This is a genomic window from Microbacterium sp. CR_7 (assembly GCF_041954755.1).
GTDB lineage: Bacteria > Actinomycetota > Actinomycetes > Actinomycetales > Microbacteriaceae > Microbacterium.
The window spans coordinates 368,648-394,262 of the sequence record NZ_JAVAYF010000002.1; the positions used below are offsets into that span (position 1 = coordinate 368,648).

Genomic DNA, 25,615 nt, shown 5'->3' on the forward strand with positions numbered 1-25,615 from the left:
ATGATCCCGCCGCTCGCAGACCTGCTCGACTCCGCCCGGGTCGTCGCCCTCCCGATGCACACCCGCTTCCGAGGAGTCGACACCCGGGAGGCGCTGCTCTTCGAGGGCCCGGAGGGATGGGCGGAGTTCTCGCCGTTCGTCGAATACGACGACGCGGAGGCGGCCACCTGGCTGAGCGCCGGCATCGACTTCGCGTGGCGGCCGCAGCCCGCACCAGTGCGCGACAGCATCCGCGTGAATGCGACCGTGCCCGCCATCGAGGCGGCTCGCGTGTCGGAAGTGCTCGGCCGCTTCACGGGATGCCGCACGGCGAAGGTCAAGGTCGCCGAGCCCGGTCAGTCGCTCGCCGACGACGCCGCCCGGGTCCGTGCCGTGCGCGAGGCCATGGGGCCCGAGGGCCGCATCCGCGTCGACGCGAACGGACTGTGGAACGTCGACGAGGCCGAGCACGCCGTGCACGCCCTGGCCGAGTACGACCTCGAGTACGTCGAACAGCCGTGCGCGACCGTTCCGGAACTCGCCGAGCTCCGCGCGCGCGTGAAGTACATGGGAATCCCTGTCGCCGCCGACGAGAGCGTGCGCAAGTCATCCGACCCGCTGGCCGTGGCGCGCGCCGAAGCCGCCGACCTGCTGGTCGTCAAAGCGCAGCCGCTCGGCGGCATCACCCACGCCCTGCAGATCGTCACTGCGGCAGGGCTCCCCGTGGTCGTGTCGAGCGCTCTCGACACCGCGATCGGCCTGTCACAGGGAGCAGCGCTCGCCGCCGCCCTTCCGACGCTGGACTACGACTGCGGGCTCGGCACGGCATCCCTCTTCCTCGACGACGTCGCCGACCGTCGCCCGGTCGACGGCGCGATCCCGGCGGGACGCGTCGCCCCCGATGCTGCGGCGCTCGGCCGCCTCGCGGCCCCCGCCGACCGCCGCGACTGGTGGCTCGACCGCCTGCGCCGCTGCCACGAGCTGCTCGCCGCCGACTGAGTCCGCGAGGGCCGCGCGGTCACTCCGCGAGCAGGAGCTGCACGAGCCGGCCGAGCTCCTCGCTGCCGGAGCGACGCAGCTGCTCGGCGTCGTGACCGGCCATCGCGCCGCGCACGGTCATGCCCTCCCAGATGATCATGAGCATGCGTGCGGCGGCGTCGGCGGGGACCCGCAGCTCGAGCGAACTCGCGTCGACGATGTCCGACACGATCGTCGCGATGCTCGCCACCATCTCGCGCTCCTGGGCGAGGTAGGCCGCGCCGAACTGCGCGTCGCGCAGGGCGCGGATGCGGATCTCGCTCATGAGCATGACGTTCAGGCGGTCGTCGCTCCCGGCGTCCATGATCTGCTGCACGAGGTCGACGGGGTCGCAGTCCTCGACGAGGCCCCCGTCGGCGGCGATCTCGTCGACGCGGGCGCGCACCGCCTCGACCCGCTGCTCGGCGACCCGGCCGGCGAGCATGAGGAACAGCTCGTCCTTCGATTCGAAGTTGGAGTAGAAGGCGCCGCGCGTGAAGCCCGCACGCTCGCACACCGTCTCGACGGATGCGCCTTCGAGCCCGACCTCGGCGAACACCTGCGCGGCGGCGTCGAGCAGACGGGCGCGGGTGTTCTCCCTGCTCCGAGTGGCGGTCGTCGTCATCGAATCCTCCTGACCCCTCATTCTCACACCTCGTCCACAGACTTCGGCGTCCGGATCACTTTACGATACAACTATGTATTGGATACAGCTGTGTATCCAACCCGCATCCTCGGAGGAGCACCGTGTCCACACTCCTGTCCTCGCTCGGACGTTGGTCGTACCGGCATCCCTGGCGCGTCCTCGTGTCGTGGCTGCTCGCGCTGGGGCTCGCCGGTGCCGGCGCCCTCGTGCTCGGCGCCGGGACCGACAACACCTTCTCGATCCCCGGGACCGAGTCGCAGGCGGGCCTCGAGCAGCTGAACCGCTCGTTCCCCCAGGTGAGCGGCACGAGCGCGCAGATCATCGTCGTCGCGGCAGACGGCGACTCGATCGTCGACGATCCGTACCGATCCGACATCGAGGATGCCGTCAAGAAGCTCGCCGACCTCGACGACTCCGTGCTCTCCGCGACCTCGCCCTTCGACGAGAACGTCAGCGGCATGGTCAACGACGACGAGACCGCCGGCATCATCCGCCTGCAGTTCGAGGGGCAGTCCAGCGACGTCGACGACCAGACGAAGGACGATCTCCGCGCCGTCGTCGCCGACCTCTCCGACGAGCTCCCCTCCGGCTCGCAGACCGCGCTCGGCGGCGAGCTGTTCGCGACGTCGATCCCCGGAGTCACGCTCACCGAGGCGGTCGGCCTGCTGATCGCGCTGCTCGTGCTCATCGTGACGTTCCGCTCGTTCGTCGTCGCGGGCCTGCCCCTCCTCACGGCTGTGCTCGGCGTGGGCATCTCGATGGCCGGCATCTTCGCCGCCACAGCCTTCGCCACCGTGTCCTCGACGACCCCGCTGCTCGCGCTCATGCTCGGACTCGCCGTCGGCATCGACTACGCGCTGTTCATCATGGCGAGACACCAGGACCAGGTGAGAGCCGGCACCGACCCCGAGGAGTCGGCCTCGCGCGCCGTGGGCACCGCCGGCTCGGCCGTGGTGTTCGCGGGTGTCACCGTGCTGATCGCCCTGATCGGGCTCGGCTTCGCCGGCATCCCCTTCCTCACCACGATGGGCATCGCCGCGTCCGTCGCCGTCGCCATCGCCGTGGCCATCGCCGTGACGCTCACACCCGCTCTGCTCGGATTCATGAAGGGGCGCGTCGTCGGACGACCGCGAAGGCAGCCGAAGGCGAAGAAGGGCCGGGCTCCGGCTCCCCGCCGCGGCTTCAGCGATCGGTGGGTCGCCGGAGTCACGAAGCGACCGGTCCTGGTGTCGCTCGCCGTCGTGCTCGGACTGGGCATCGTCGCCGTCCCCGCGCTCAGCCTGAACCTGGCCCTCCCCAACGCGGGCGTCCTCCCGAAGGACTCCGAGGCGCGCCAGAGCTACGACCTGGTCGCCGACGAGTTCGGGGCCGGATTCAACGGGCCGCTGATCCTCACCGGCACGATCGTCACGAGCACCGATCCGCTCACCCTCATGCAGGACCTCGGCGACGAGGTCGCGACCATCGACGGCGTGAAGGAGGTCGCTCTCGCCACCCCGAACGAGACCGCCGACACCGGCATCGTGCAGATCGTTCCGGAGACGGCTCCGGACGACCCCGCGACAGCCGACCTCGTGCGAGAGCTCCGTGCGCACCACGACGAGTGGCTCGACGAGTACGGCATCGATCTCAAGGTCACCGGCTTCACGGCTGTCGGCATCGACATCTCGGACCAGCTGGGTCACGCCCTGCTGCCGTTCGGCATCTTCGTGATCGGTCTCTCACTCATCCTCCTCACGATCGTCTTCCGCTCGCTGTGGGTGCCGGTGACGGCCGCCGCCGGATACCTGCTGTCGATCGTCGCCGGGTTCGGCGTCGTCGGAGCCGTGTTCGAATGGGGCTGGTTCGCCGACGCCCTGCACGTCGCGAAGGTCGGCCCGATCATCAGCTTCATGCCGATCATCCTCATGGGCGTGCTGTTCGGCCTCGCGATGGACTACCAGGTGTTCCTCGTCTCGCGCATGCGCGAGGACTACGTGCACGACCCGGACGCCAAGAGCCCCGACCGCGCCACCCGACGCGCAGCCGCCCTCCGCGCGGTCCGCAGCGGCTTCACCGGCTCGGCCAAGGTCGTCACCGCCGCAGGTCTCATCATGTTCGCGGTGTTCGTCGCGTTCGTGCCGGAAGGAGACTCCTCGCTCAAGCCGATCGCGCTGGGCCTCGCGGCCGGCATCGCGATCGACGCCTTCCTCGTGCGGATGACGCTGATCCCCGCGCTCATGGCGATCCTCGGCGAGCGCGCCTGGCAGATCCCGGCCTGGCTCGAACGCATCCTGCCGAGCGTCGATATCGAGGGCGAGGCGGTCGAGCGCGAGCGTCACCTGGCCGACTGGCCCGGCGACGGCTCGGTCGTGGCCGCCGACGACCTCACGATCTCGGATGCCGGCATCCGCGCCCTGCATCTGCGGGTACCGCCTCGCGGGTCGGCCGTCGTGACCGGATCGTCGACCGGCGCGCTGCGCGTGCTCGCGCTCGCCCTCGCGGGACGCATCACCCCCGACGGCGGTCGCCTCCGCGTCGCCGGCCACCTGCTGCCGGGACGAGCCGCGTGGGTGCGGGCGCACGTCGGTGCGGTGATCGTCTCGGATGCCGGCGACACGGCATCCGAGCTCTCCGAGGCCCTGCGCGGGCGCCCCTCGCTCGTCGTGATCGACGGCGTCGACCGGCTCTCCCCGTCCGAGCGCGATCAGCTCGCCGCGCGTCTGCGCGACACCGATCAGGCGCTCGCCGTCGTGCTCACGGCACTCGCCGCCGAGCCGGCGCTCGCCGTGCTCAAGGCGGCCGAACGCACCGCGCCCTCTCTCATCGACCTCGACGCCCCTGCTGAGCGTCGAGGCCCCCTCTCAGACACGTCCACCGACCGGGGCGTACACGAGGAGCAGGGGCGTCGGCACGAGCCGGCATCCGAACCCACCACCACGACCGAGGTGCACGCATGACCCGCTCGCTCACACCCCGCCGCTCGCTCACCTGGCTGACGATCCTCGGCATCCTGCTGCTGCCCGCAGCGATCGGAGGCATCCTCGTCGCCGCGCTGCAGAACCCGACCGAGCGTCTCGACTCGATGACCGCCGCGATCGTGAACCTCGACGAGCCCGTCGAGATCGACGGACAGGTCACCCCGCTGGGTCGACAGCTCGCGTCAGGACTCGTCGAAGGGTCCGACGACCTCGATTCGAACCTCACCTGGGTGATATCGAACGAGGAGGATGCCGCAGACGGCCTGGCCGACGGCACCTATCAGGCCGTGATCACGATCCCAGAGGACTTCTCCGCCGCCGCGACTTCGGCGGGCCAGACGATCTCCGACGGCGGCGGCTCGGCCGAGCAGGCCACGATCCGGGTCACCACACCCGACGACGGCCTCGTCGCCGACGATCTCATCACCAGTCAGATCGCGAACGTCGCCGCGTCGAGCATGGGCACCATGCTGTCGGAGGCGACGACCGACAACATCCTCGTCGGCTTCACCACGATCGGCGACCAGATCGGCGAGGCCGCAGACGGCGCCGACCAGCTCGCGACAGGAGCACGGGATGCCGCCACCGGCGCCGCGGCGATCCCCGATGGCGCGACCCAGCTCGCATCCGGTGCCTCGCAGCTCGGGTCGGGCGCGACGACCCTCGCCTCCGGACTCGACACGCTCACGACGAAGACGCGCGAGGCGGCGGCGGGCGCCTCGACCATCGGACAGGGCCTCACGGCCGGCGCGCAGCAGCTGCAGGCTCAGGCAAGCGGTGCAGCGCTCGTCGCGGAGGGATCGTCTCAGCTGGCGGCCGGTCTGCAGCAGCTCGCCGCCGGGTGCACGGCTTCGGGCGGGTCGGCGGAGTTCTGCGCACAACTGGCCGGCGCAGCCGCCGGCGCGACCGAGACCGACAAGGGAGTGCAGCAGCTTGCGGCGCTGCCCGGAACCATCGCCCCGCAGATGAGTCAGGCCGGCGCTGGAGCCTCACAGCTCGCGAGCGGCCTCACGCAGCTCGCCAACGAGGGCCTCGTGCAGTCGGCCACCGGTGCGCGAACCCTCGCCACGGGAGCGGATCAGCTGTCGACCGGCGCGACCGATCTCGCCACGGGCGCCACGGAGCTCACGACGGGCCTCGACAGTCTCGCCACCGGCACCGGCGACCTCGCCGGAGGGCTGCGGACGGCATCCGACTCCCTCCCCTCGTTCAGCGACGCCGAGTCGACGTCTCTCGCGTCTGTGATCGCCGACCCGGTGGCCGCCGAAGGTGCGGGCGACACCATCTTCGGGCCGACGGCGATCCCGCTGCTGACCGCCGTCGTGCTGTGGTTCGGAGCGCTGGCCTCGTTCCTCGTGCTGCGCCCGCACACTGCCCGCGCCCTCACATCGCGTCGCTCATCGGCGGGACTCGCGCTCCGCGCCTTCACACCGGCGGCGGCGATCGGTGCCGGTCAGGGTGTGCTCGTCTCGCTGATCGTGCAGATCGTGGCCGGATACGACGCCGCGACGTGGTGGGCGTTCGCCGGGATGGCCGTGCTCACAGGGATCGCCTTCGCCGCGGTGAATCAGGCGCTCGTCGCCGTCTTCGGCGGCGTCGGCCGGTGGGTCGCGGCGCTCGTGGGCGTGCTCGCGATCGCCACGGGGATCGTGTCGACCGTGCCCGAGTGGCTCGCGGCGATCGGGGACGCTCTGCCCACGGCATCCGCCTTCTCCGGCTTGATCTCCGCGAACGGAGCAGCCGCAGCCGCGCTCGTCGTCTGGGGCGTGCTCGCCCTCGTCGCGACGACGCTCGCGGTCGCGCTCCGACGCACGACGTCGGTGAAGGCGGCTCTCGCGACCGTCTGATCGCGGGAGAACCCAGACCCGCTGCCCCTTGCTCGGCGGGTCGCGACGCGACACGCCGCGAGGGCCGCATCCGCTCTCCGTTTCCCGGCCGCGTCCGTATGTGACGGGGCGGATGGCTGCGCATCCGTACGATCGGAGCATGCGCCGGCCGTTCATGGACACCCCCGACCAGCTCGCCTCGCTCGACGGGCAGCAGTACCTCGTGCTGCGGCCGACCGGTGCGGTGGCCGAGCTGTACGAGCGGGAGCAGGATGCCGCGCTGCAGCGCGCCGACGTCCGGCACCCGTACACGGGGCACGTGACCCTGCGCGGGCTCTACGAACCGGAGCGACGGGAGGCGCTTGCGGCACTCGTTCGCGATTGGGCAGCCACGCAGTCGCCGATCGAGGTGACCGTCGAAGCCGTCGACGTCTTCCCCGCGCCCTGGCAGATCCTGATCCTGCGGCTCGCGCGCAGCGCCGCACTCGTCGCCGCGTACGCGAGCCTGACCGACGCGCTACAGGCGACGGACTTCCGACGGCTCGGCGAACTCGCCCTCGAGGACTGGACGTTCCACCTGTCAGTCGTCTACGGCAAGACGCTCTCCCCGGACGAATGGGACGCCGTCGCGACAGCATCCGTGCGGGATCTGGCCGACCGTCCCTCCGAGACCATCGACGAGATCGAACTCGTCTCCTACGTCGGCGGGATCGAGCACGCCGAGGTCATCCGACTCGGGGGCTGAGTCACGGGGCGTCGTACGCCGGGCGGGTCAGCTCAGGCCGGAGTAGGCGTGCAGGCCCTTGAAGAACACGTTGACGATCGTGAAGTTGAAGATCACGGCCGAGAAGCCGACGATCGACAGCCACGCCGAGGGGTTGCCCCGCCAACCGCGGGTCGCGCGCGCGTGGATGTAGCCGGCGTAGAGCACCCAGATCACGAAGGTCCAGGTCTCCTTGACGTCGAAGCCCCAGAAGCGGCTCCACGCGTAGTACGCCCAGATCGAGCCGGCGATGAGGGTGAAGGTCCAGAGGATGAAGCCGATGATCGTGAACCGGTACGCCATGCTCTCGAGGCGCTCCGAGCCGGGGAACGTGCGCAGGAATCCGGGACCGGTCTTCTCGGCACCCTCCGAGATCAGGCGCTCGCGACGCGACTGCATCAGCTGGATCACCGAGAGCGCGAACGACAGCGCGAAGAACGCCGTGCCGAGCGAGGCCACGAACACGTGGATGACGAGCCACACGCTCTTCAACGGGTCCATGAGGGGCGAGACCTCGACGTAGAAGTTCGTCGCGGCGAGCCCCAGCAGGATCACGACCAGACCGGTCATGAACGTGCCGAGGAAGCGCAGGTCGACGCGGGTCAGCACGACGAGGAAGACCGCGACGATCAGCAGGGTGCCCATCATCGCGAACTCGTACAGGTTCGCCCACGGCACGCGCCCGGCGGCGAAGCCGCGCGTGAGGGTGGCGGCGAGGTGGAAGACGAACGCGAGCACCGTGAGCGATGTACCGATGCGGGCCATGACGAACCGCTTCGGAGCGGAGCCGGACCCGGATGCCGCGGCGCCGCCCTTCGCAACCGCACCGCCCCGCGTCGCGGCGGAGGCGCCCACGAGCTCGAACTCCCGCACGCTCGCCGCATCGGCGGAGAGCTGCGAGCGGCGCGCGAGGTCGAAGGCGTAAGCCACGAAGGCCGCCGCGTAGATCGCGATCGCCGTCCACAGCAGGACGGGAGAGATCACTTCGAGATCGAGCATGGTGTCAGTCTACTTTCGGGGTGTCGGAAGCGGGCCGGTCGGGTTCGGTCGTCGAGGGAGCGGAGCTGTCGGAGACGTCACCAGGACCGCCCGTTGAGCGAGCGGAGCGAGACGAAACGCGCCGATCGTCGTGGGACCCCTCGGCGTCGTCGTCAGCATCCGCCTCCGCCTCCGGAATCGCCGTCGTGACGCCCGCCGCGTCGAGAAGCCGTGCGTGTCCCGCGACGAGGTCGTCGACCGCGGCCGCCAGCGTCGGGTCCTCGCCGCGAGCGAGTCCGGCGTACTCCAGCGAGACTCCCCCGTCGACCGGCGTCGCCTTGACCCACACCCGGCGGCGCGGCACGAACAGCGCGAGCATGAGGCCGCCGAGCGCGAGCAGCGCGAACCCGAGCACCCAGGGTCCTGAGGCGTCGCGGTGGATCTGCAGTGACGCGAAGCGCTTGACCGATTGCGACGCGTCCGTCGCTCCTGCCGGCGACTCGTCGTCGAACGTGACCGTGCCGAGTCCGTTCGGCAGGTCGGCGGTCTCGCCGGGGGCGAGCTCGATCGATTCGAGATCGGTTCCCCGACCGGTGACCTTCGTCATCCCCTCGGTGTCGAGCACGTACACCGAGCGCGGCACGCCGTCGTCGATGCCGAGGTCGCCCGAGTACACGTCGAGCGTGAGCGTCGGGTTGGTCAGGTCCGGATAGGCCGAGAAGAAGGCCCCGGTGTCGAGCACCGCCGTGGTCGGGTAGAAGAATCCGACGAGACCGATCTGCTCGGCGAGCCCGTCGGGGATCTTGATCACGCCGAGCGAGGTCATGTTGTTGTCCTGCGGCAAGAAGGGCGTGCTGTTCGTGAAGACGACGTCGCCGTCCGCGTTGCGCACGGTGATGGTCGGCGCGTAGCCGTTGCCGAGCAGGAAGACGTTGTCGTCGGCCACGGCGAGCGGCTCGTTGACCTTCACGGCGCCCGTGCGCTCGTCGCCGTTCTCCAGCACCGTCATGTTGGCCGAGAAGTCGCCGGCCTGTCCGGAGCCTGCTTCTCCGAACGGCTGGTAGGTCACATCGAACGAGTCCAGGCGCATCGAGTAGGGCGCCAGGGCTCCGTCGCTCACGAAGCGCCCGCGGTTCATCGAGTCGTAGTCGAGGAGGGTGTTCGCGAAGGTCTCCCCCTCGACCAGCACGCGCTGGCCCGTGTAGGCGAAACCACCGCCGACGCCGATCGTGATGAGCACACCGACCAGGGCGAGGTGGAACAGCAGGTTCCCCGTCTCGCGCCAGTAGCCGCGCTCCGCCGACACCGACGACGACCGCTTGTCGTCGTAGCGCTCGACGCGATAGCCGAGGGCCTTGAGCTGCTTCTGGGCGACATCGATGGTCGCGGACGCGTCGGCCGCGGCATCCGTCGAGGTGCGCTCGACCGCGCGGAAGTCGGCGAGCCGCTTCAGACGCGCCGGGGTACGAGGCGGCCGGGCGCGCAGCGCCTTCGCGTGGTGCTTGATGCGCGGGATCACGCAGCCCACCAGCGAGGTGAACAGCAGCAGGTAGATCGCCGAGAACCACGGCGAGAGGTACACGTCGAACATCTTCAGCCCATCGAGGATGGGGAAGAGATCGGGGTTGTCGCGCTGCCACTGCGTGACGCCGTTCGGGTCGGCCATGCGCTGCGGGAAGATCGATCCGGGGATCGCGGCGATCGCCAGCACGAGCAGCAGGATGAGCGCCGTGCGCATCGAGGTGAGCTGACGCCAGCCCCAGCGCAGCCAGCCCACGAACCCCAGGCGGGGCTGCGTGATCGACTCCTCGCCGTCGATGTGGTCGGACGGGCGGAGCGGATCGCTGGATCTGCTGGCCTTGGTGCTCACGGGATCCTTCCGATCCGTCGTCTTCTCGTCTGGCGTCTTCTGATCAGAGCGGGAGGAGGACACTGCTCATCACCGCCTGGAGTCGGGACATGATGTCGGTCCACAGTCCGGTCACCATCAGCACGCCGAGCAGGATCAGCAGCACGCCGCCGATGATGTTCACGACGCGGATGTGGCGGCGCAGGAAGCCGATGGTCTTCGTCGCCCACCCGAACCCGAGGGCGACGAGCAGGAACGGGATGCCGAGACCCAGCGAGTACGCGAGGCCGAGGAAGCCGGCCCGCACCGGGTCGCCGGCGTTGAAGGAGAGGGCGAAGATCGCCGTCAGCGTAGGGCCGAGGCACGGCGCCCACCCGATGCCCAGCGCGATGCCGAGCAGCGGTGCGCCGATCACGCCGTACTTCGAGTCGACATGGAAGCGGAGCTCGCGCTGCGCGAAGCCGAAGAGGCCGAGGAACACGAGACCCATGAGGATGACGACGGCGCCGAGGATGCGGGTGACGAGATCGCCCCAGCGGATCAGGAAGACGTTCGCCACCCCGCCGAGCGAGGTGAGCGCGACGAAGACGACGCTGAAGCCCAGGATGAACAGCAGCACACCCAGGACGAGCCGACCACGACCCGGGGCGACCTGCTGCGCACCCTGCGCAGGGCGCGGCGACACGGCGCCCCCGAGGAAACCGAGGTAGCCGGGCACGAGCGGGAGCACGCACGGCGACAGGAACGAGATGAGCCCCGCGAGCATGGCCACGGGGATCGCCAACCAGAGTGCGCCCGAGTTGATGATGACTTCGGGGTTCACGGCGCACCCGCCGGGCTCACGAGTCCTCCGCCAGCGCGTCCTTGACGAGCGTGGAGAGGACGGAGGTGCCGTCGATCGGGCCGATGATCTTCGCGGCGACCCTGCCCTGCTTGTCGAGCACCAGAGTCGTCGGGGTCGCCTGGATCGGCACGGCCTCGGCGAAGGCGAGCTTGGCCTCGGCCGTGTCGACGTCGATGAGGCTCGGGTACGTCACGCCGAACTCCGTCGAGAACGCCTTGGCGGTGTCGGGCTGATCACGGGTGTTGATGCCGACGAATGCGACGCCGTCACCACCCTGCTCCTGCCAGACGGTCTCGAGATCCTTCGCCTCGAGGCGGCAGGGAGCGCAGCCCGCGTACCAGAAGTTCACGACAGTGACCTTGCCGGCGATGTCGGCCGAGTCGAACTTCTCACCGTCTTCCGTGACGCCGCCGAAGGCGACGGGCTCCCCGCGCTGGGCGACGGGGATCTCGACGATCGCGCCGTCGGCGGCCACGTACCCGGTGTTGTCTCCACTGAGGAAGGAATCGCTGACCGCGTCGGGAGCGCAGGCGCTCAAACCGATGGCGAGCACCGCGGCGAGCGCGACTCCGACCGCACGGCGAGAAGACCGGATGCGGGAGGGGCGGCCGCTGCGGATCGGACGAACCGTCGAGGCGAGTGGCACGATTCCCAGTTTACGCGCGGGTTCCTATGCGTCGGCCGGGTGGAGGCGCGCCGGAAACCTTGCCCCGTTTCGTCTCATCGCTGCGCTCCTCGCTCAACGACCGGGGGGAAGCGGCCGTTGAGCGAGCGAGACGAAACGCGGTGATCTTCCGTCAGACCGCCCCGACGTCGACCGCGCCGCCCGTCGCCGCGGGCTCGGCGTACCCGACCTCGCGCCACACGTCGCCGACCAGTTCGAACGACGTGACGCTCGAGAGCGCGCAGCGCCGGGTGCGTGGGTCGTGCCGCAGCGGCAGACCCGCGACGCGCAGGTGGGTGATCCAGATCGGTGCCTGGTGCGACACCATCACGAGGTCTCCCCCGTCGGAGGCGTTCCAGGCCTCGGCCATGAGTCCCGTCATCCGCTCGGCGATCGAGGCGTACGGCTCGCCCCAGCTCGGCAGCGACGGCTGTCGCAGATGCCACCAGTTCAACGGGTTGAGCAGAGACCGCTTCATCTGCGTGCCCTCGAACACGTTGGTCGGCTCGATCAGCCGCACGTCGATCTCGGGCACGAGGTCGAAGCGCTCCCCGAAAGGCTCAGCCGACTCCTGGGTGCGCTCGAGCGGCGAGCAGAACAGTCCGCTCACCGGACGGTCGAGTCCGGCGACGTACTCGGCGGCCGCGCTCGCCATCTTCCGCCCCGCGCGGCTCAGGTGGTAGTCGGGAAGCCGCCCGTAGAGCACGCGGCGAGGATTGTGCACCTCACCGTGACGGACGAGATGCAGTCGTGACGCCGGCACGTCAGGCCCTGCTGTAGCGCGAGTCGCCGAAGCCCAGGATCAGGTAGCCGATGTAGGGGAAGACGAAGAGAAGGAAGAACGAGAACAGCCCGCCCTTGCCGAAGCGCTCGCCGAGCTTGATCGCCACGACGATGCCGAAGATGAAGCCGACGATCGGGATCAGGTAGAGCAGCGCCAGCCACCCGGACATCCCGGCGATCTTCACGAGGAAGACGACGTTGACGATGGGGATGATCGCGAGGATGCCGGGGTATCCGGCCTTCGTGAACACCTTCCACAGGCCGATGACGACGAGGATGTAGAAGACGAGGGCGATGAGGCCCGTGGTTCCCGAGAAGATCGATGCGTACAGGTCGGAGATGCCGTTGCGGTCCATGGTGCGCCTTTCTGTCGTGGCGATCCTACTGACCGATATGCCGCGGGCCGGGGAGGCGATGGCTCCCCCCGTAGAATGGGCGGGTTCACCATCTCCCAGATCAGGAGGAATCCTCCGTGCTTCGCACTCACTCCGCCGGCTCCCTGCGAGCCGAGCACATCGGCCAGACCGTCACCCTCACCGGGTGGGTGGATCGCCGTCGTGATCACGGAGGAGTCGCGTTCATCGATCTGCGGGACGCTTCGGGCATCGCCCAGGTCGTCATCCGCGACGAGGAGACCGCGCACCCGCTGCGCAACGAGTTCGTGCTCCAGGTCACGGGCGAGGTGTCCCGTCGCCCCGACGGCAACGAGAACCCGAACCTCCCGACGGGCGAGATCGAGGTCATCTCCACCGACGTCGTCGTGCTGAACGAGTCCGCTCCTCTGCCCTTCCAGGTGTCGACGGCGCTCGCCGAGACCGAGAACGTCGGCGAGGAGGCCCGCCTCAAGTACCGCTACCTCGACCTGCGTCGCCCCGCCGCGGCATCCGCTCTGCGTCTGCGTTCCGACGTGTACAAGGCGATCCGCGACGTGCTGCACGCCGAGGACTTCACCGAGGTCGAGACCCCGACCCTCACACGCTCGACGCCCGAGGGCGCCCGCGACTTCGTCGTGCCGGCGCGCCTGCACCCGGGCAGCTGGTACGCGCTGCCGCAGTCGCCGCAGCTGTTCAAGCAGCTGCTCATGGTCGGCGGTGTCGAGAAGTACTTCCAGATCGCCCGCTGCTACCGCGACGAGGACTTCCGCGCCGACCGTCAGCCGGAGTTCACGCAGCTCGACATCGAGATGAGCTTCGTCGAGCAGGAAGACGTCATCGCGCTCATGGAGCGCCTCGTCGTCGCGATGTGGAAGACGATCGGCGTCGAGGTGCAGACCCCGCTGCCGCGCATGACCTATGCCGAGGCGATGTCGAAGTACGGCTCCGACAAGCCCGACCTGCGCTTCGGCCTCGAGCTCGTCGAGGCGACCGCGTACTTCGCCGAGACGCCCTTCCGCGTCTTCCAGGCAGAGTACGTCGGCGCGGTGCGCATGCCCGGCGGCGCGAGCCAGCCGCGCAAGCAGCTCGACGCCTGGCAGGACTGGGCCAAGCAGCGCGGCGCTCGCGGTCTCGCGTACGTGCTCTTCAACGAGGACGGCACCCTCGGCGGCCCCGCCGCCAAGAACCTGTCCGAGGCCGAGCAGGCCGGTCTCGCCGAGTTCGTCGGCGCCGAGCCCGGCGACTGCGTGTTCTTCGCCGCCGGCGCCACGAAGGAGAGCCGGGCGCTGCTCGGCGCCGCCCGCGTCGAGATCGGTCGCCGTCTCGGGTACCTGAATCCCGACGAGTTCGCGTTCACGTGGGTCGTCGACGCCCCGATGTTCGAGTCTGCGGCGGATGCCGTGGCTTCGGGCGACGTCGCTGTCGGCGCCGGCGCCTGGACCGCCGTGCACCACGCCTTCACGGGTCCGAAGCCGGAGTTCGAGGACACCTTCGACACCGACCCCGGCTCCGCCCTCGCCTACGCGTACGACATCGTGTGCAACGGCTCGGAGCTCGGCGGCGGATCCATCCGCATCCACCGCGAAGACATCCAGAAGCGGGTCTTCGAGGTCATGGGCCTCAGCGACGAGCTGGCCGAGGAGCAGTTCGGCTTCCTGCTCGACGCCTTCAAGTTCGGCGCCCCGCCGCACGGCGGGATCGCGCTCGGCATGGACCGCGTGCTGCAGCACCTGTCGAAGACCGAGTCGATCCGCGAGGTCATCGCCTTCCCGAAGTCGGGCAACGGCTTCGACCCGCTCACCGCTGCTCCCGCACCCATCACGCCGGAGCAGCGCGCGGAGGCCGGAGTCGACTTCGAGCCGGAGGATGCCGAGGCCTGACCCGGCGCGCTGCCCCCTCTTCAGTTGGCACCTGTTGCCGGAACTCCTCGCGAATTCCGGCAACGGGTGCCAACTCGTTTCGGAGTCTCCTCCACCGCGGACGCGGGTCAGCGCAGCGACGCGATCGCGGGGACGATGTTCTCGTTCCACACGTCGACACCGAGCTTCGCGATGAGCGCGACGACCACGAGCAGGAACACGACGCGGATGAACGTCGCGCCGCGGGAGATCGCCATCCGCGATCCGAGATAGCTGCCCGCGACGTTCGCGATCGCGAGGATGCCGCCGAGCAGCCAGAGCACCGCACCGTGCGGGATGAACAGCAGCAGCGCTCCCGTGTTCGTGGCGAGGTTCACGATCTTGGCCTTCGCGCTCGCCTGCAGGAAGTCGTAGCCGAGCAGCGCGACGAGTGAGATCACGAGGAACGTGCCCGTCCCCGGTCCGATGAGCCCGTCGTAGAACCCGATCACGAGCCCGGCCAGCCCCGCCATGATGTGGTGCCTGTGCCCGGAGAACCGCAGCTTCGTGGCCGCCCCCATCTGCGGACGGAACGCCGTGAACAGCGCGACCGCAAGCAGCGCGACGACGATGATGGGCTTGAACGCCGCTGGCGGCAGCACGGTGGCGACGGCCGCGCCGCCGAAGGATCCGGCGAGCGCGATCACCGCCATCGGCAACGCCGTGCGGATGTCCGGTTTCGCGCGTCGGTAGTACGTCACGCTGCTCGTCGCGGTGCCGAACACCGATGCGAGCTTGTTCGTCGCGAGAGCCTGGATCGGCGAGATCCCCGGGACCAATAGCAGCGCCGGGAGCTGCAGCAGTCCCCCGCCTCCGACGACGGCATCGATCCACCCGGCGGCGAAGGCCGCGACGACGATGAGGATCAGCGTGCCCCAGGTGAGCTGCTCCAGCCCGAGCACACTGCCGATGTCCATCCCTCCAGGATGTCAGACCGCGCGTCCGCACCAGCGACGCCAGCCGCGGCGAGTGGCCTCGTGTCCGGCATCCTGCATCTCTGCGCACAGCTGTCCTGACGGCGCACCACGCCGCACCGGATCGGCCATGAACCGGACACCGTTCGTTCACCCACCCCCGCACGATCGGCAACGTGGGAGCCGTAGTTTCCTCTCGCAACCCGAATACCGGCTCACAGCGCCGGACACCGAGAGGACACCCATGTCTCGCATCACCCGCCGCGCCCGCATCGGCGCCGGCCTCGCCCTGGTCACCACGGCCGCCCTCGCCCTGACCGCCTGCTCCGGTGCGGCCGACGCCGCGGGCTCCGGCTCTGGCGAGGGTTCCGTCGACGCCGCGACCGCCACGTCCGTCGAGGACTTCGGCACGTTCGCCGACCTCGAGGAGGCAGCGAAGGCCGAGGGACAGCTCAACGTCATCGCCCTGCCCCGCGACTGGGCGAACTACGGCGAGATCATCGACCTGTTCATGGAGAAGTACCCCGAGATCACGGTCAACGAGGCGTCGCCCGATGTCTCCAGCGCCGAGGAGATCCAGGCCGCGGAGACCAACAAGGGACTCGACACCGCTCCCGACGTGTTCGACCTCGGCCTGACCGTCGCCCTGCAGAACACCGACCACTTCGCCCCCTACAAGGTGCAGACGTGGGATGACATCCCCGACGAGCTGAAGGAGCCCACCGGTCTCTTCGTCGGTGACTACGGCGGCTACATGTCGATCGGCTACGACTCCTCGAAGTTCCCCGCGCCCGACTCGCTCGACGACCTGCTGGGCGCCGACTACAAGGGCGCCGTGGCGATCAACGGCGACCCGACGCAGGCCGGTGCGGCGTTCGCCGCCGTGGGCCTCGCGACCGTGCAGTCCGATGGCACGCTCGACGACTACCAGCCGGGCATCGACTTCTTCTCCGAACTGCAGAAGGCCGGCAACCTGCTCAAGGTCGACGTGACCACCGCGACGATCGCGAGCGGCGAGACCCCCGTCGTCTTCGACTGGGACTACCTGAACGCGACGCACGTCGCCGACAACAAGGACTGGAAGGTCGTCGTGTTCGACGGCACCGGCTACGCCGGCTACTACAACCAGGCCGTGAACGCCGACGCTCCGCACCCGGCCGCCGCCCGCCTGTGGCAGGAGTTCCTCTACAGCGACGAGGTGCAGAACCTGTGGCTCGGCGGCGGCGCCCGCCCGGCGCGCATGGACGCCATGACCGAGGCCGGCACGATCGACGCCGACCTCGCCGCGGCCCTTCCCGAGGTCCCGGCCGAGACGGTCGTCCCGACCGAGGAGCAGTCGACGAACGCCGGCACGCTGCTCGGCGAGAAGTGGGCAGCGGCGGTCCAGTGACCACTGCCATCGCAGCGGGGGCGGATGCTTCGGCATCCGCCCCCGTCCCCTCCGCTCCGCTCAGCGCGGGGTCTGCGACGTCGTCGCGGGCTCCGCGCTCGGCGCCGTCCGCGGCCTGGCTGGGACTCGTCCCGTTCGCCGCGTACGTGCTCCTGTTCCTGGCGGTGCCGACCGTGCTCGCGATCGGCTCCGGCTTCTTCACGAAAGACGGCGACTTCACCTGGACGAACGTCTCGGCACTCGCCGATCCGGTCGTCCTCACGACCTTCGCCAACTCCGCCTGGCTCTCGCTCCTCACCGCCGTGGTCGGCGCGGTCGTCGGTGCGCTCGTCTGCTACGCCCTGCTCGGCATGGATCCCGAGGGCGTCGTCCGCTCGACGGTGGATGCCGCGGCCGGCGTGCTCGCGCAGTTCGGCGGTGTCATGCTCGCGTTCGCGTTCATCGCGACGATCGGCATCCAGGGCGTGCTGAAGCTCTTCCTGCAGGACACGTTCGGGATCAACATCTACGAGAACGGCACGTGGCTGTACGAACTGCCCGGCCTGATCCTGCCGTACATCTACTTCCAGATCCCGCTCATGGTCATCACGTTCATGCCGGCCCTGGCGGCGCTGAAGCCGCAGTGGGCCGAGGCGAACCTCACCCTGGGCGGCACGCGCTCAAGCTTCTGGCTGCGCATCGGCATCCCGGTGCTCGCTCCGTCCTTTCTCGCGAGCCTGCTGCTGCTGTTCGCGAACGCCTTCTCCTCGTACGCGACCGCCGCCGCGCTCGCGAGCCAGGGGTCGCAGATCGTGCCGCTGCAGATCCGGACAGCGCTCACGAGCGAGACCGTGCTGGGCCGTGAGAACCTCGCCGGCGCCCTCGCGCTCGGCATGATCATCGTCGTCGGAGTCGTCATGGCCCTGTACTCGCTCATCCAGCGCCGGGCAGCGAGGTGGCAGTCGTGAACCGTCTCGCCCCCTCCCCCGTCACGCGCTGGGTCATCGGCATCCTCGTCGGAGCGTTCTTCGCGATCCCGCTCATCTCGACCTTCCTGTACACACTGCGTCAGACCGACGGCACGCTCGGCCTCGAACGCTGGGCCGCGCTGTTCGACCCGGAGAAGTCCGCGGCGATCCGTCCGATCTGGATGGGCCTCGGCAATTCGCTCGTGCTCGCGGTCGTGACCGTCGCGATCGTTCTGCTGCTGCTCGCGCCGACCATGATCCTGGTGAACCTGCGCTTCGGGCGCCTCAAGCCGGCGTTCGAGTTCGCGGTCCTGCTGCCGATCTCGATCCCCGCGATCGTGCTCGTGGTCGGCCTAGCGCCGATCTACCTGCAGATCGGCCGCACGGTCGGCACCGGCACGTGGACCCTGGCGTTCGCCTACGGGATCACCGTCCTGCCCTTCGCCTACCGCTCGATCCAGGCGTCGATCGACGCCGCCGACCTGCGCACGCTCGCCGAGGCTGCGCGGTCGCTCGGCGCCAGCTGGCCGACCGTCGTGCTGAAGGTCCTCGCGCCGAACCTGCGCCAGGGACTGCTCGCGGCATCGCTCATCTCGATCGCCGTCGTGCTGGGCGAGTTCACGATCGCCTCGCTGCTCAACCGCCAGGTGTTCCAGACCGCGATGGTGGTCGTGCAGAAGCAGGACCCGTATGCGCCGGCGATCTTCACCCTCCTGGCGCTGGTGTTCGTCTTCGTGCTGCTCCTCCTCATCGGCCGCGTCGCGCGCGGCAATCGAAAGGCCCTGTCATGACCCTCCCCCAGACCGCCGACAACATCCTGCTCGCCGAGGCCGGTGAGGGAACGCGCGTGCAGCTGCAGAGCATCGTCAAGAGCTACGGCAGCAATACGGTGCTGCACGGCGTCGATCTCGACATCGCTCCGGGCGAGTTCGTGTCGCTGCTCGGGCCGTCGGGATGCGGCAAGACGACGCTGCTGCGGGTGCTCGCCGGACTCGAAGGGCTCGACAGCGGAGCCGTGCTCCTCGACGGCGGCGATGTGTCGCGCGTCCCCACGAACAAGCGCGACATCGGCATGGTCTTCCAGTCGTACTCGCTGTTCCCGCACCTGCGAGTCGTCGACAACACGGCGTTCGGTCTGCGTCGCCGCGGCGTCGGAAAGGCGGAGGCCGCGAAGCGCGCGCTCGACGCCCTCGCGCTCGTGGGTCTCGGCGACTTCGCCGATCGCTACCCGCACCAGCTCTCCGGTGGCCAGCAGCAGCGCGTGGCGCTCGCCCGAGCGCTGGTGACCGAGCCGAAGGTGCTGCTGCTCGATGAGCCGCTGTCGGCGCTCGACGCCAAGGTGCGGGTGCAGCTGCGCGACGAGATCCGCCGCATCCAGCTGCGCCTCGGGATCACCACGGTCTTCGTGACCCATGACCAGGAGGAAGCCCTCGCCGTCTCCGACCGCATCGCCGTGATGAACTCCGGCCGCATCGAGCAGATCGGCACGCCGGAAGAGCTGTACACGACGCCGTCCACGGCCGGTGTCGCGGCGTTCGTCGGGCTGTCGAGCGTCGTCTCGGGCGTCGCCGAGGGCGATCACGTCGTGGTGTGGGGACAGCGGCTTCCGCTGCAGTCGCCCGCCGACGGGCCCGTCGACGTCTACCTGCGGCCCGAGAACGTGCACTTCGCGTCGGAGGCGGATGCCGCGACCGACGCCCTCGTGCAGGAGAGCACGTTCCTGGGCAGCATGCGCCGCACGCTTGTGCGCACCGAGTCGGGCGAACTCGTGCGGCTGCAGCACGCCCCCGGCATCCACCCCGCGTTCGGCGACCGCGTGCGCATCGCGGTGGCTCCCGAGCCGGTAGCGGTGCACCCGCGCGGCTGATCGACGCCCCACGCCCCCCTTTCCCTCGCCCCTTCTCCGCCCGCGCCGAAGCCCACCGTGCGCGTCGAAGCCCACCAGTGATCACGTCCGCGCTGGTGGGTTTCGGCGCGCATGGTGGGTCTGGGCGCGATGTAGGACGCGCGCGACGGCGAGACGCGCCGGAGGCGGAGCGCGCGCGGAGCAGGACGCGCGGGGGCTGGGCGCGCGACGACCGTCAGAGGACGCGGGAGAGGAAGTCCTGCGTGCGCGGATGCTGGGGGTTCGCCAGCACCTCGCGCGGGTCGCCCTCTTCGACGATGTGACCGCCGTCCATGAAGATCAGGCGCGAGCCGACCTCACGGGCGAAGCCCATCTCGTGCGTCACGACGAGCATCGTCATGCCCTCGTCGGCGAGCGAGCGCATGACCTGCAGCACTTCGCCGACCAGTTCGGGGTCGAGCGCCGACGTCGGCTCGTCGAACAGCATCATGTCGGGGTTCATACACAGCGCCCGCGCGATCGCCACGCGCTGCTGCTGCCCGCCGGACAGGTGCCCGGGGAACGCCTTCGCCTTCTCGGCCAGCCCGACCCGCCCGAGCATCTCGTGCGCGATGCGCTCCGAGTCGGCCTTGTTGCGCTTCTTCACACGGCGCTGAGCGATCGTCAGGTTGTCGAGCACGCTGAGGTGCGGGAACAGGTTGAAGCTCTGGAACACCATCCCGATGCGAGTGCGGACGCGGTCGATGTCGACATCGGGGTCGGTGATGTCGATGCCCTCGATGAGCACCTTGCCGTCGGTCGGCTCCTCGAGCAGGTTCACCGAGCGCAGCAGCGTCGACTTGCCCGAGCCGGACGGACCGATCACGCAGACGACCTCCCCGGCCGTGACCGTGAGGTCGATGCCCTTGAGCACCTCGTTGTCGCCGAAGGTCTTGACGAGTCCCTGGACGTCGATCGCCGGGGCGTGGACGTCGATCAGATCGGTGGTCATCGCTGCCTCGCCATCCGCCGCTCGAGGTACGCCGTGAAGCGCGTGAGCGGGATCGTCACGATCAGGTACAGGATCGCCGCCATGATGAGCGGCGTCGCGTTGGAGTTCTGCGTCGTCGCGTCGCGAGCGAACGTCGTGAGCTCCTTCGACCAGATGAACGCCCCAGCGATGAAGAGCAGCGACGTGTCCTTGAGCAGCAGCACGAACTCGTTCGTGAGCGGCGGGATGATGATGCGGAAGCCCTGCGGCACCACGATCCAGAACGTCGTCTTCATGGGCGACATGCCGAGGGACCGCGCCGCCTCTGTCTGCCCCTTCGGCACCGCCTGGAGGCCGGCGCGGATGGTCTCCGCCATGTACGCCGAGGCGACCAGGATCAATCCGATGAGTCCGAGCACCACAGGACCACCGAGCTCCTGCCCGCGGATACCTGTGGCGATCGGCACGATGAAGGCCACGCCGAAGATCGTCAGGATCGCCGGGAGACCGCGGAACAGCTCGATCCAGGCCGTCGCGATCCAGCGGAACGGGCCGATGCTCGACAGCTTCAACAGAGCGAGGAAGATGCCGAGCAGCAGTCCTCCGGCGAAGGCCACGACGGTGAACCAGATGGTGTTCACGAGGGCGGTGGTGATGATCCCGGGGAACATCTTCGCCGCGACCTCGGGGTTGAAGAAGAGCGGTCCGATCTTCGCCCAGTTGGTGGTGACCGCCGCCCAGACGACGATCGCGATCAGCACCGCATAGACGATGTACCGGTACAGTTTCTGCTTCGTGGTGCGCCTCAACGCCATTGTCAAGGTCCTCCCGATCCCTTGCCTACCGCCGGGTCAGTTCGCGGTGAAGTAGGTGTCGTAGATCGTCTGGTAGTCGCCGCTGTCGCGGAGCTCCTTCAGAGCGCCGTTGACGGCGTCGAGCAGCTCGGCCTTCTCGCCCTTCGCGAAGGCGAAGCCGTAGGACTCGTCGGTGTTGTACTCCTCGACGATCTCGTAGGCGCTGTCGGCCTTCTCGTGCTCGAGGTTCACCGGCTGGTCTTGAAGGATCGCATCGATCTGACCGGCCTGCATCGCGGGCCACAGCTCGCCATCGGAGGGGTACTGCACGATCTGCGCCCCGGTCGCGTTCTCATTCGCGTAGGCCTCGCCCGTGGTGCCCTGCTGGACGCCGACGTTCTTGCCGCTCAGGTCGTCGATCGACGCGATTCCCGAGTCGGTGCGCACGAGCAGCGACTGCAGCGAGTCGTAATAGGGGTCGGAGAAGTCGAGGTTCGCCTTGCGCTCGTCGGTGATGGTCATGGCGGATGCGCCCACGTCGCACGTTCCGGCCGCAAGGGTGGTTCCCGACTGCAGAGCGTCGAAGCCGACATCCTGGACGGAGAGCTTGAGGTCGAGCTTCTTCGCGATCGCGTCGAGCAGGTCGATGTCGAAGCCGGTGTACCCCGTGCCGTTGTCGCCGCCCTCGAACTCGAAGGGCGGGTAGGGGATGTCGGAGCACACCGTCAGAGTGCCCGCCTCGACGAGGCCGTACTCGTTGTCCGCAGCAGAATCGCCGGATCCGGATCCTCCTGCGCCGCCTGCGCAGCCCGCGAGGGCGAGGGTGGCGGTCGCCGCGAGAGCGATCCCGGCGATGATGTTGCGACGCTGCATGTCAGCTCCTGAGGGGACGAGGGCCGAATGCCCACGGACGGGTAGGAGAACATCTAAACACGGGCGACGCCGCCCGACGGAACCGCGAGCCCCCTCTGCGCATTACGTTTGTGTTGCAAAGGGCGCCGACGCCGCGAGCGTCAGATCTCGAAGTCGACGGCGACGCGTCCGGCCACGACGGAGCGGACGTATGCGACGACCTCCTCGTGCGCAGGGTGCACCTGATACTCCTCGAGCGCGGCGATCGAGTCGAAGTCCGCGACCAGCGTCACATCCCAGTTCGCATCCGGATATGCGACGTTCGCACCGGCCGAGATCGACCGCAGCTGCGGCACGACACCGTCGAGTGCCAGCAGGCGGCCGGCGACCTCCGCAGCCTGCTCGGCGCGCACCTCGGGGTCTTCGGCGGCGAGCTTCCAGCTCACGACGTGGCGGATGGTCATCGGGTCTCCTTCGCGGGGTTCTCGGCGTCGCGGACGACGGCGGCCTCGAGCGCCTCGCGCAGACGGTCGGCCGACACCCGCCAGTGCGCGTGGAGCTCGCCGTCGATGAGCACGACGGGGATCTTCTCCCACCACAGCTCGTACAGCGCGGGGTCGTCGGCGATCGACGCCTCGACGATCTCGATGCGTTCGGCCGCGGCATCCGGCAGCTCGGCGACGACGGCGTCGACGATCTCCGAGGCGACGTCGCAGAGATGGCAGTCGGGCTTGCCGATCAGCGTCAGCGTGGTCACGCCGACGGCACCTCGACCTCGCGGCCCTGAGCGATCCACTCGCCCGTGCCGCCCTCGACGTTGGTCGCGTCGTATCCGCGGGCTTCGAGCGCCTCGACGACGCGCGCGGACCGCCCGCCGGCCTGGCAGATGACGTCGAACGGCTCGGCCGGGAGCTCCTCCAGGCGGTTGCCGATCTCGGACATCGGGATGTTGACGGCGCCTGGCACGTGCCCTGCGGCGAACTCGTGCGCCTCACGCACATCGATGAGCGGCGTGTTCTGTCGCTCGGCGAGCTCGGTGACGGTGATCGACTTCATGACTACTCCTCGACGTCAGGCGGAACCGGAGGCAGAGACACGAAGCGCCCGTCCGGAGACAGGCGCTCAGTGTCTGGCCGCTTACTTCTTGTTGCGGCGCTGGTGGCGAGTCTTGCGAAGCAGCTTGCGGTGCTTCTTCTTCGCCATGCGCTTGCGGCGCTTCTTGATGACAGAACCCACGGAAACCTCACTACGTCAGGGGCTGGGCGTCGCATGGTCGCGGACACCCGGGTACGGGCATGGAAAAAAATGCCTCGGAGCAGTCTAGCAAATCCAACGGCCTGCTCCGTCACCGGGAGAGGCGGACCCCCGCCCGGTGTTCAGCCGACGTCGGAGATCGGACGCTGCAGCGCCTCGGCGACCGCGGACTCCGGCACACGGAAACTCCGACCGAAGCGGATGGCAGGCAACTCCCCAGCATGCACCATCCGATAAACGGTCATCTTCGACACACGCATCAACTCGGCGACCTCAGCCACCGTAAGGAACCGGACATCTGGCACCTCGGGCATCCCACGTACCCCTTTCTCGATGTGCACACTCTATGGTCTGGCTGGGACGCGTGTAAACCCGTGTGACTCGTGTGATCAATGTTCGCCGTCGACGGTGGCGAAGGCCCGGACCGGGAACGTGCCGAATCCGCGGACGGCTGGCGGCGCCGCGGTGAATCGAGCCCCGCGCGCCGGCACCGCGGCCAGCTCGGTCAGGTGCTCGACCACGTGCACGCCCGCGGCCAGCAGGATGCTGTGCGCCGGCCGCTCCCCTCCGCTCTCGGTGTCATCGATGTTGAGCGAGTCGATGCCGACGAGCACGACACCCGCCTCGACGAGATGACGCGCGCCGCCCTCGGTGAGGAAGGGCGCACCGCTGCCGTAGGCCGGCGTCCCGAAGTGACGACTCCATCCCGTGTCGAGCAGCACCGCGGCCCCCGCGAGGTCGCGATCCGCGAGCGTGGCCGCATCGATGCCGCGCCGCTCCGACGTCCACGCGTCGTGAAGGTGGAAGACCTCCGCCGGGAGGTCGACGAGAGTACTCAGGTCCAGCGCTGCGAGGTCACCGCCGTCAACGTAGCGGTGGAAGGGCGCGTCGATATACGTCCCCGTATTGCCGATCATCGTGATGATGTCCATCGCGAACTCGGTGCCCGCCGCGTACTTCCCGCGCGAATCCTCGCGGGTGAGGTGGGGCGTGATGACCGGTGCCGGGAGTCCCGGGTAGGTCACGAGCCCCTCCTCGATGGGGTGACTGAGGTCGATCACCCGCCGACCTGCCGCCGCCGGAGCCTCCACGCCCCGCGAGCCGCGATGCGACTCCTCGACGATCTGCAGGTCCCGTAGCTCGACGTCCTGGACGAGCGCGAGTCCGAGGTGGCGCACGAGCAGCGTCGCGATCTCCGCTTCACCGAGGTGGGCCGAAGGCAGGTCGAGACGGAAGCCTTCGCCTGCCAGTCCCCCTCCGTTCGCGAACGAGAGTGAGAAGTCGAAGTGGGCCCGGTACTCGGCAGGTCGCGTCATCTCCACATCATGGCAAAGGGCCGTGACACTGCGGTGCAGCACCCCGGTGATCCCAGGGGTGCGGCGCCCGGGTGATCCCAGGAGAGACATAGCGGCCGTCCCGCATCCGTTCAGGCGCGCCTGACACGCTGAGACGACGGCTCGGACAGGCACCTTTCCGGCCCACGCGGGTATGGGGCCCGCGGTTCCGCCCCCGACGACAAGCCCCCCGTGTCGTCGGGGGCGGAATGCGTCCGACGGATCAGTTCCCGAAGCGCTTCAGAGCCGACGTGACGACGTGCTTCGCGGATGCCGCGGCACGGCCGACGACCTCGGCGGCGTGCGCAGCTCCGTCCGGCAGCGGCTGGCCCGGGTAGTCGATGTCCGGCGCGTCATCGCCGTAGGCGTCGACGAGGAACGGCACCAGCCAGTCGTCGACGGCTTCGAGCGGCTCGACCGCGAGGCTGTAGAAGCGACGCTGACCGTCCTCCCGCACGCTCACGAGCTCCGCCTCGCGGAGGACCTTCAGGTGCTTCGACACGGTCGGCTGGCTGATGCCGAGGTCGGCGACGATGTGGCTCACGCTCGTGCCGGCATCCCCTTCCGAGGTGCGCCGCAGGAGGAGCTGGAGGATGTCGCGCCTCGTGCCGTCTGCGATCACGTCGAAGATGTCGGTCATGTGATCAGGGTAGTCGTCCCCGGCACGGAGTACCATGACGAAGGCTCGGCGAACGCCGCCGTGCCGCCGCCGCTGGGGTGGGGAGTCGGACGA

Annotated in this window: 27 protein-coding genes; 9 read left to right on the plus strand and 18 right to left on the minus strand. The window is 69.2% G+C overall.

Features of this window, described 5'->3' with window-relative positions; genetic code table 11:
• Positions 1-978, plus strand: coding sequence for an o-succinylbenzoate synthase (locus RAC81_RS04975; RefSeq protein ID WP_375081289.1), 978 nt, complete (start codon positions 1-3; stop codon positions 976-978).
• Between the two features lie 19 nt (positions 979-997).
• On the opposite strand, the gene RAC81_RS04980 is transcribed toward RAC81_RS04975, so the two are convergent.
• The gene (locus tag RAC81_RS04980; protein ID WP_375081290.1) at positions 998-1,621 is read right to left on the minus strand and encodes a TetR/AcrR family transcriptional regulator; all 624 of its coding nucleotides are present in this window, start codon (positions 1,619-1,621) and stop codon (positions 998-1,000) included.
• Positions 1,622-1,743: 122 nt separating this feature from the next.
• On the opposite strand from RAC81_RS04980, the gene RAC81_RS04985 reads away from it, so the two are divergent.
• The 3 genes from RAC81_RS04985 to RAC81_RS04995 all read left to right on the plus strand — a co-directional run bounded on the left by RAC81_RS04985 (position 1,744) and on the right by RAC81_RS04995 (position 7,173).
• Positions 1,744-4,581 (plus strand): MMPL family transporter, encoded by a 2,838-nt coding sequence (locus tag RAC81_RS04985; protein WP_375081291.1) that lies wholly within the window; start codon positions 1,744-1,746, stop codon positions 4,579-4,581.
• Positions 4,578-6,449, plus strand: a complete 1,872-nt coding sequence (locus RAC81_RS04990; RefSeq protein ID WP_375081292.1) for a YhgE/Pip domain-containing protein — start codon at positions 4,578-4,580, stop codon at positions 6,447-6,449. The genes RAC81_RS04985 and RAC81_RS04990 overlap by 4 nt, the downstream gene beginning before the upstream one ends.
• Before the next feature lie 139 nt (positions 6,450-6,588).
• A complete protein-coding gene (locus RAC81_RS04995) occupies positions 6,589-7,173 on the plus strand; it encodes a 2'-5' RNA ligase family protein (RefSeq protein WP_375081293.1) in 585 nt (194 codons plus the stop codon).
• Between the two features lie 27 nt (positions 7,174-7,200).
• Here RAC81_RS04995 and ccsB read toward each other — a convergent pair whose 3' ends face one another.
• The 6 genes from ccsB to RAC81_RS05025 form a co-directional block, all read right to left on the minus strand.
• The gene (gene ccsB, locus RAC81_RS05000) at positions 7,201-8,190 is read right to left on the minus strand and encodes a c-type cytochrome biogenesis protein CcsB (RefSeq protein ID WP_375081294.1); all 990 of its coding nucleotides are present in this window, start codon (positions 8,188-8,190) and stop codon (positions 7,201-7,203) included.
• Between the two features lie 4 nt (positions 8,191-8,194).
• On the minus strand, positions 8,195-10,039 hold the full coding sequence (locus RAC81_RS05005; RefSeq protein WP_375081295.1) for a cytochrome c biogenesis protein ResB: 1,845 nt from the start codon (positions 10,037-10,039) through the stop codon (positions 8,195-8,197).
• Positions 10,040-10,082: 43 nt separating this feature from the next.
• A complete protein-coding gene (locus RAC81_RS05010) occupies positions 10,083-10,841 on the minus strand; it encodes a cytochrome c biogenesis CcdA family protein (protein WP_375081296.1) in 759 nt (252 codons plus the stop codon).
• A 16-nt stretch (positions 10,842-10,857) separates the two neighbouring features.
• A complete protein-coding gene (locus RAC81_RS05015; RefSeq protein ID WP_375081297.1) occupies positions 10,858-11,508 on the minus strand; it encodes a TlpA family protein disulfide reductase in 651 nt (216 codons plus the stop codon).
• Between the two features lie 151 nt (positions 11,509-11,659).
• Positions 11,660-12,289 (minus strand): histidine phosphatase family protein, encoded by a 630-nt coding sequence (locus RAC81_RS05020; protein ID WP_375081298.1) that lies wholly within the window; start codon positions 12,287-12,289, stop codon positions 11,660-11,662.
• Position 12,290: 1 nt separating this feature from the next.
• Positions 12,291-12,665 (minus strand): DUF5684 domain-containing protein, encoded by a 375-nt coding sequence (locus RAC81_RS05025; RefSeq protein WP_375081299.1) that lies wholly within the window; start codon positions 12,663-12,665, stop codon positions 12,291-12,293.
• Positions 12,666-12,781: 116 nt separating this feature from the next.
• Between RAC81_RS05025 and aspS the strand changes: the two genes are divergently transcribed.
• Positions 12,782-14,563 (plus strand): aspartate--tRNA ligase, encoded by a 1,782-nt coding sequence (aspS, locus tag RAC81_RS05030; protein ID WP_375081300.1) that lies wholly within the window; start codon positions 12,782-12,784, stop codon positions 14,561-14,563.
• 107 nt (positions 14,564-14,670) lie between these two features.
• Here the strand turns inward: aspS and RAC81_RS05035 are convergent, their stop codons facing one another.
• Entirely contained in the window at positions 14,671-15,498 is an 828-nt protein-coding gene (locus tag RAC81_RS05035; protein WP_375081301.1) for a sulfite exporter TauE/SafE family protein, read from the minus strand.
• Between the two features lie 241 nt (positions 15,499-15,739).
• On the opposite strand from RAC81_RS05035, the gene RAC81_RS05040 reads away from it, so the two are divergent.
• The 4 genes from RAC81_RS05040 to RAC81_RS05055 are packed head-to-tail and all read left to right on the plus strand — an operon-like array spanning position 15,740 to position 19,699.
• On the plus strand, positions 15,740-16,885 hold the full coding sequence (locus tag RAC81_RS05040) for an ABC transporter substrate-binding protein (RefSeq protein ID WP_375081302.1): 1,146 nt from the start codon (positions 15,740-15,742) through the stop codon (positions 16,883-16,885).
• Positions 16,882-17,832 carry an ABC transporter permease gene (locus RAC81_RS05045; RefSeq protein WP_375081303.1) on the plus strand — a complete coding sequence of 317 codons (951 nt, stop codon included), beginning with the start codon at positions 16,882-16,884 and terminating at the stop codon, positions 17,830-17,832. Before RAC81_RS05040 ends, RAC81_RS05045 begins: the two co-directional genes overlap by 4 nt.
• Positions 17,829-18,623 carry an ABC transporter permease gene (locus tag RAC81_RS05050; RefSeq protein ID WP_375081304.1) on the plus strand — a complete coding sequence of 265 codons (795 nt, stop codon included), beginning with the start codon at positions 17,829-17,831 and terminating at the stop codon, positions 18,621-18,623. Before RAC81_RS05045 ends, RAC81_RS05050 begins: the two co-directional genes overlap by 4 nt.
• Positions 18,620-19,699, plus strand: coding sequence for an ABC transporter ATP-binding protein (locus RAC81_RS05055; RefSeq protein WP_375081305.1), 1,080 nt, complete (start codon positions 18,620-18,622; stop codon positions 19,697-19,699). Before RAC81_RS05050 ends, RAC81_RS05055 begins: the two co-directional genes overlap by 4 nt.
• Positions 19,700-19,913: 214 nt before the next feature.
• On the opposite strand, the gene RAC81_RS05060 is transcribed toward RAC81_RS05055, so the two are convergent.
• The 10 genes from RAC81_RS05060 to RAC81_RS05105 all read right to left on the minus strand — a co-directional run bounded on the left by RAC81_RS05060 (position 19,914) and on the right by RAC81_RS05105 (position 25,522).
• A complete protein-coding gene (locus tag RAC81_RS05060) occupies positions 19,914-20,669 on the minus strand; it encodes an amino acid ABC transporter ATP-binding protein (protein WP_096713393.1) in 756 nt (251 codons plus the stop codon).
• A complete protein-coding gene (locus RAC81_RS05065; protein WP_375081306.1) occupies positions 20,666-21,463 on the minus strand; it encodes an amino acid ABC transporter permease in 798 nt (265 codons plus the stop codon). Before RAC81_RS05065 ends, RAC81_RS05060 begins: the two co-directional genes overlap by 4 nt.
• A 36-nt stretch (positions 21,464-21,499) precedes the next feature.
• Complete coding sequence (locus tag RAC81_RS05070) at positions 21,500-22,315, minus strand: basic amino acid ABC transporter substrate-binding protein (protein ID WP_375081307.1); 816 nt, start codon at positions 22,313-22,315, stop codon at positions 21,500-21,502.
• A 140-nt stretch (positions 22,316-22,455) separates the two neighbouring features.
• Positions 22,456-22,758: a Dabb family protein gene (locus RAC81_RS05075; RefSeq protein ID WP_375081308.1), complete on the minus strand. Its 303-nt coding sequence runs from the start codon at positions 22,756-22,758 to the stop codon at positions 22,456-22,458.
• Positions 22,755-23,051, minus strand: coding sequence for a glutaredoxin family protein (locus RAC81_RS05080; protein WP_375081309.1), 297 nt, complete (start codon positions 23,049-23,051; stop codon positions 22,755-22,757). Before RAC81_RS05080 ends, RAC81_RS05075 begins: the two co-directional genes overlap by 4 nt.
• The gene (locus tag RAC81_RS05085) at positions 23,048-23,350 is read right to left on the minus strand and encodes a rhodanese-like domain-containing protein (RefSeq protein WP_375081310.1); all 303 of its coding nucleotides are present in this window, start codon (positions 23,348-23,350) and stop codon (positions 23,048-23,050) included. Before RAC81_RS05085 ends, RAC81_RS05080 begins: the two co-directional genes overlap by 4 nt.
• Before the next feature lie 81 nt (positions 23,351-23,431).
• Positions 23,432-23,530: a 30S ribosomal protein bS22 gene (locus tag RAC81_RS05090; protein WP_003792170.1), complete on the minus strand. Its 99-nt coding sequence runs from the start codon at positions 23,528-23,530 to the stop codon at positions 23,432-23,434.
• 140 nt (positions 23,531-23,670) lie between these two features.
• Positions 23,671-23,862 carry a helix-turn-helix domain-containing protein gene (locus RAC81_RS05095; RefSeq protein WP_375081311.1) on the minus strand — a complete coding sequence of 64 codons (192 nt, stop codon included), beginning with the start codon at positions 23,860-23,862 and terminating at the stop codon, positions 23,671-23,673.
• 75 nt (positions 23,863-23,937) lie between these two features.
• Entirely contained in the window at positions 23,938-24,864 is a 927-nt protein-coding gene (locus tag RAC81_RS05100) for a cyclase family protein (RefSeq protein WP_375081312.1), read from the minus strand.
• A gap of 241 nt (positions 24,865-25,105) precedes the next feature.
• On the minus strand, positions 25,106-25,522 hold the full coding sequence (locus tag RAC81_RS05105; RefSeq protein ID WP_096713443.1) for a helix-turn-helix transcriptional regulator: 417 nt from the start codon (positions 25,520-25,522) through the stop codon (positions 25,106-25,108).
• Positions 25,523-25,615: the final 93 nt, after the last annotated feature.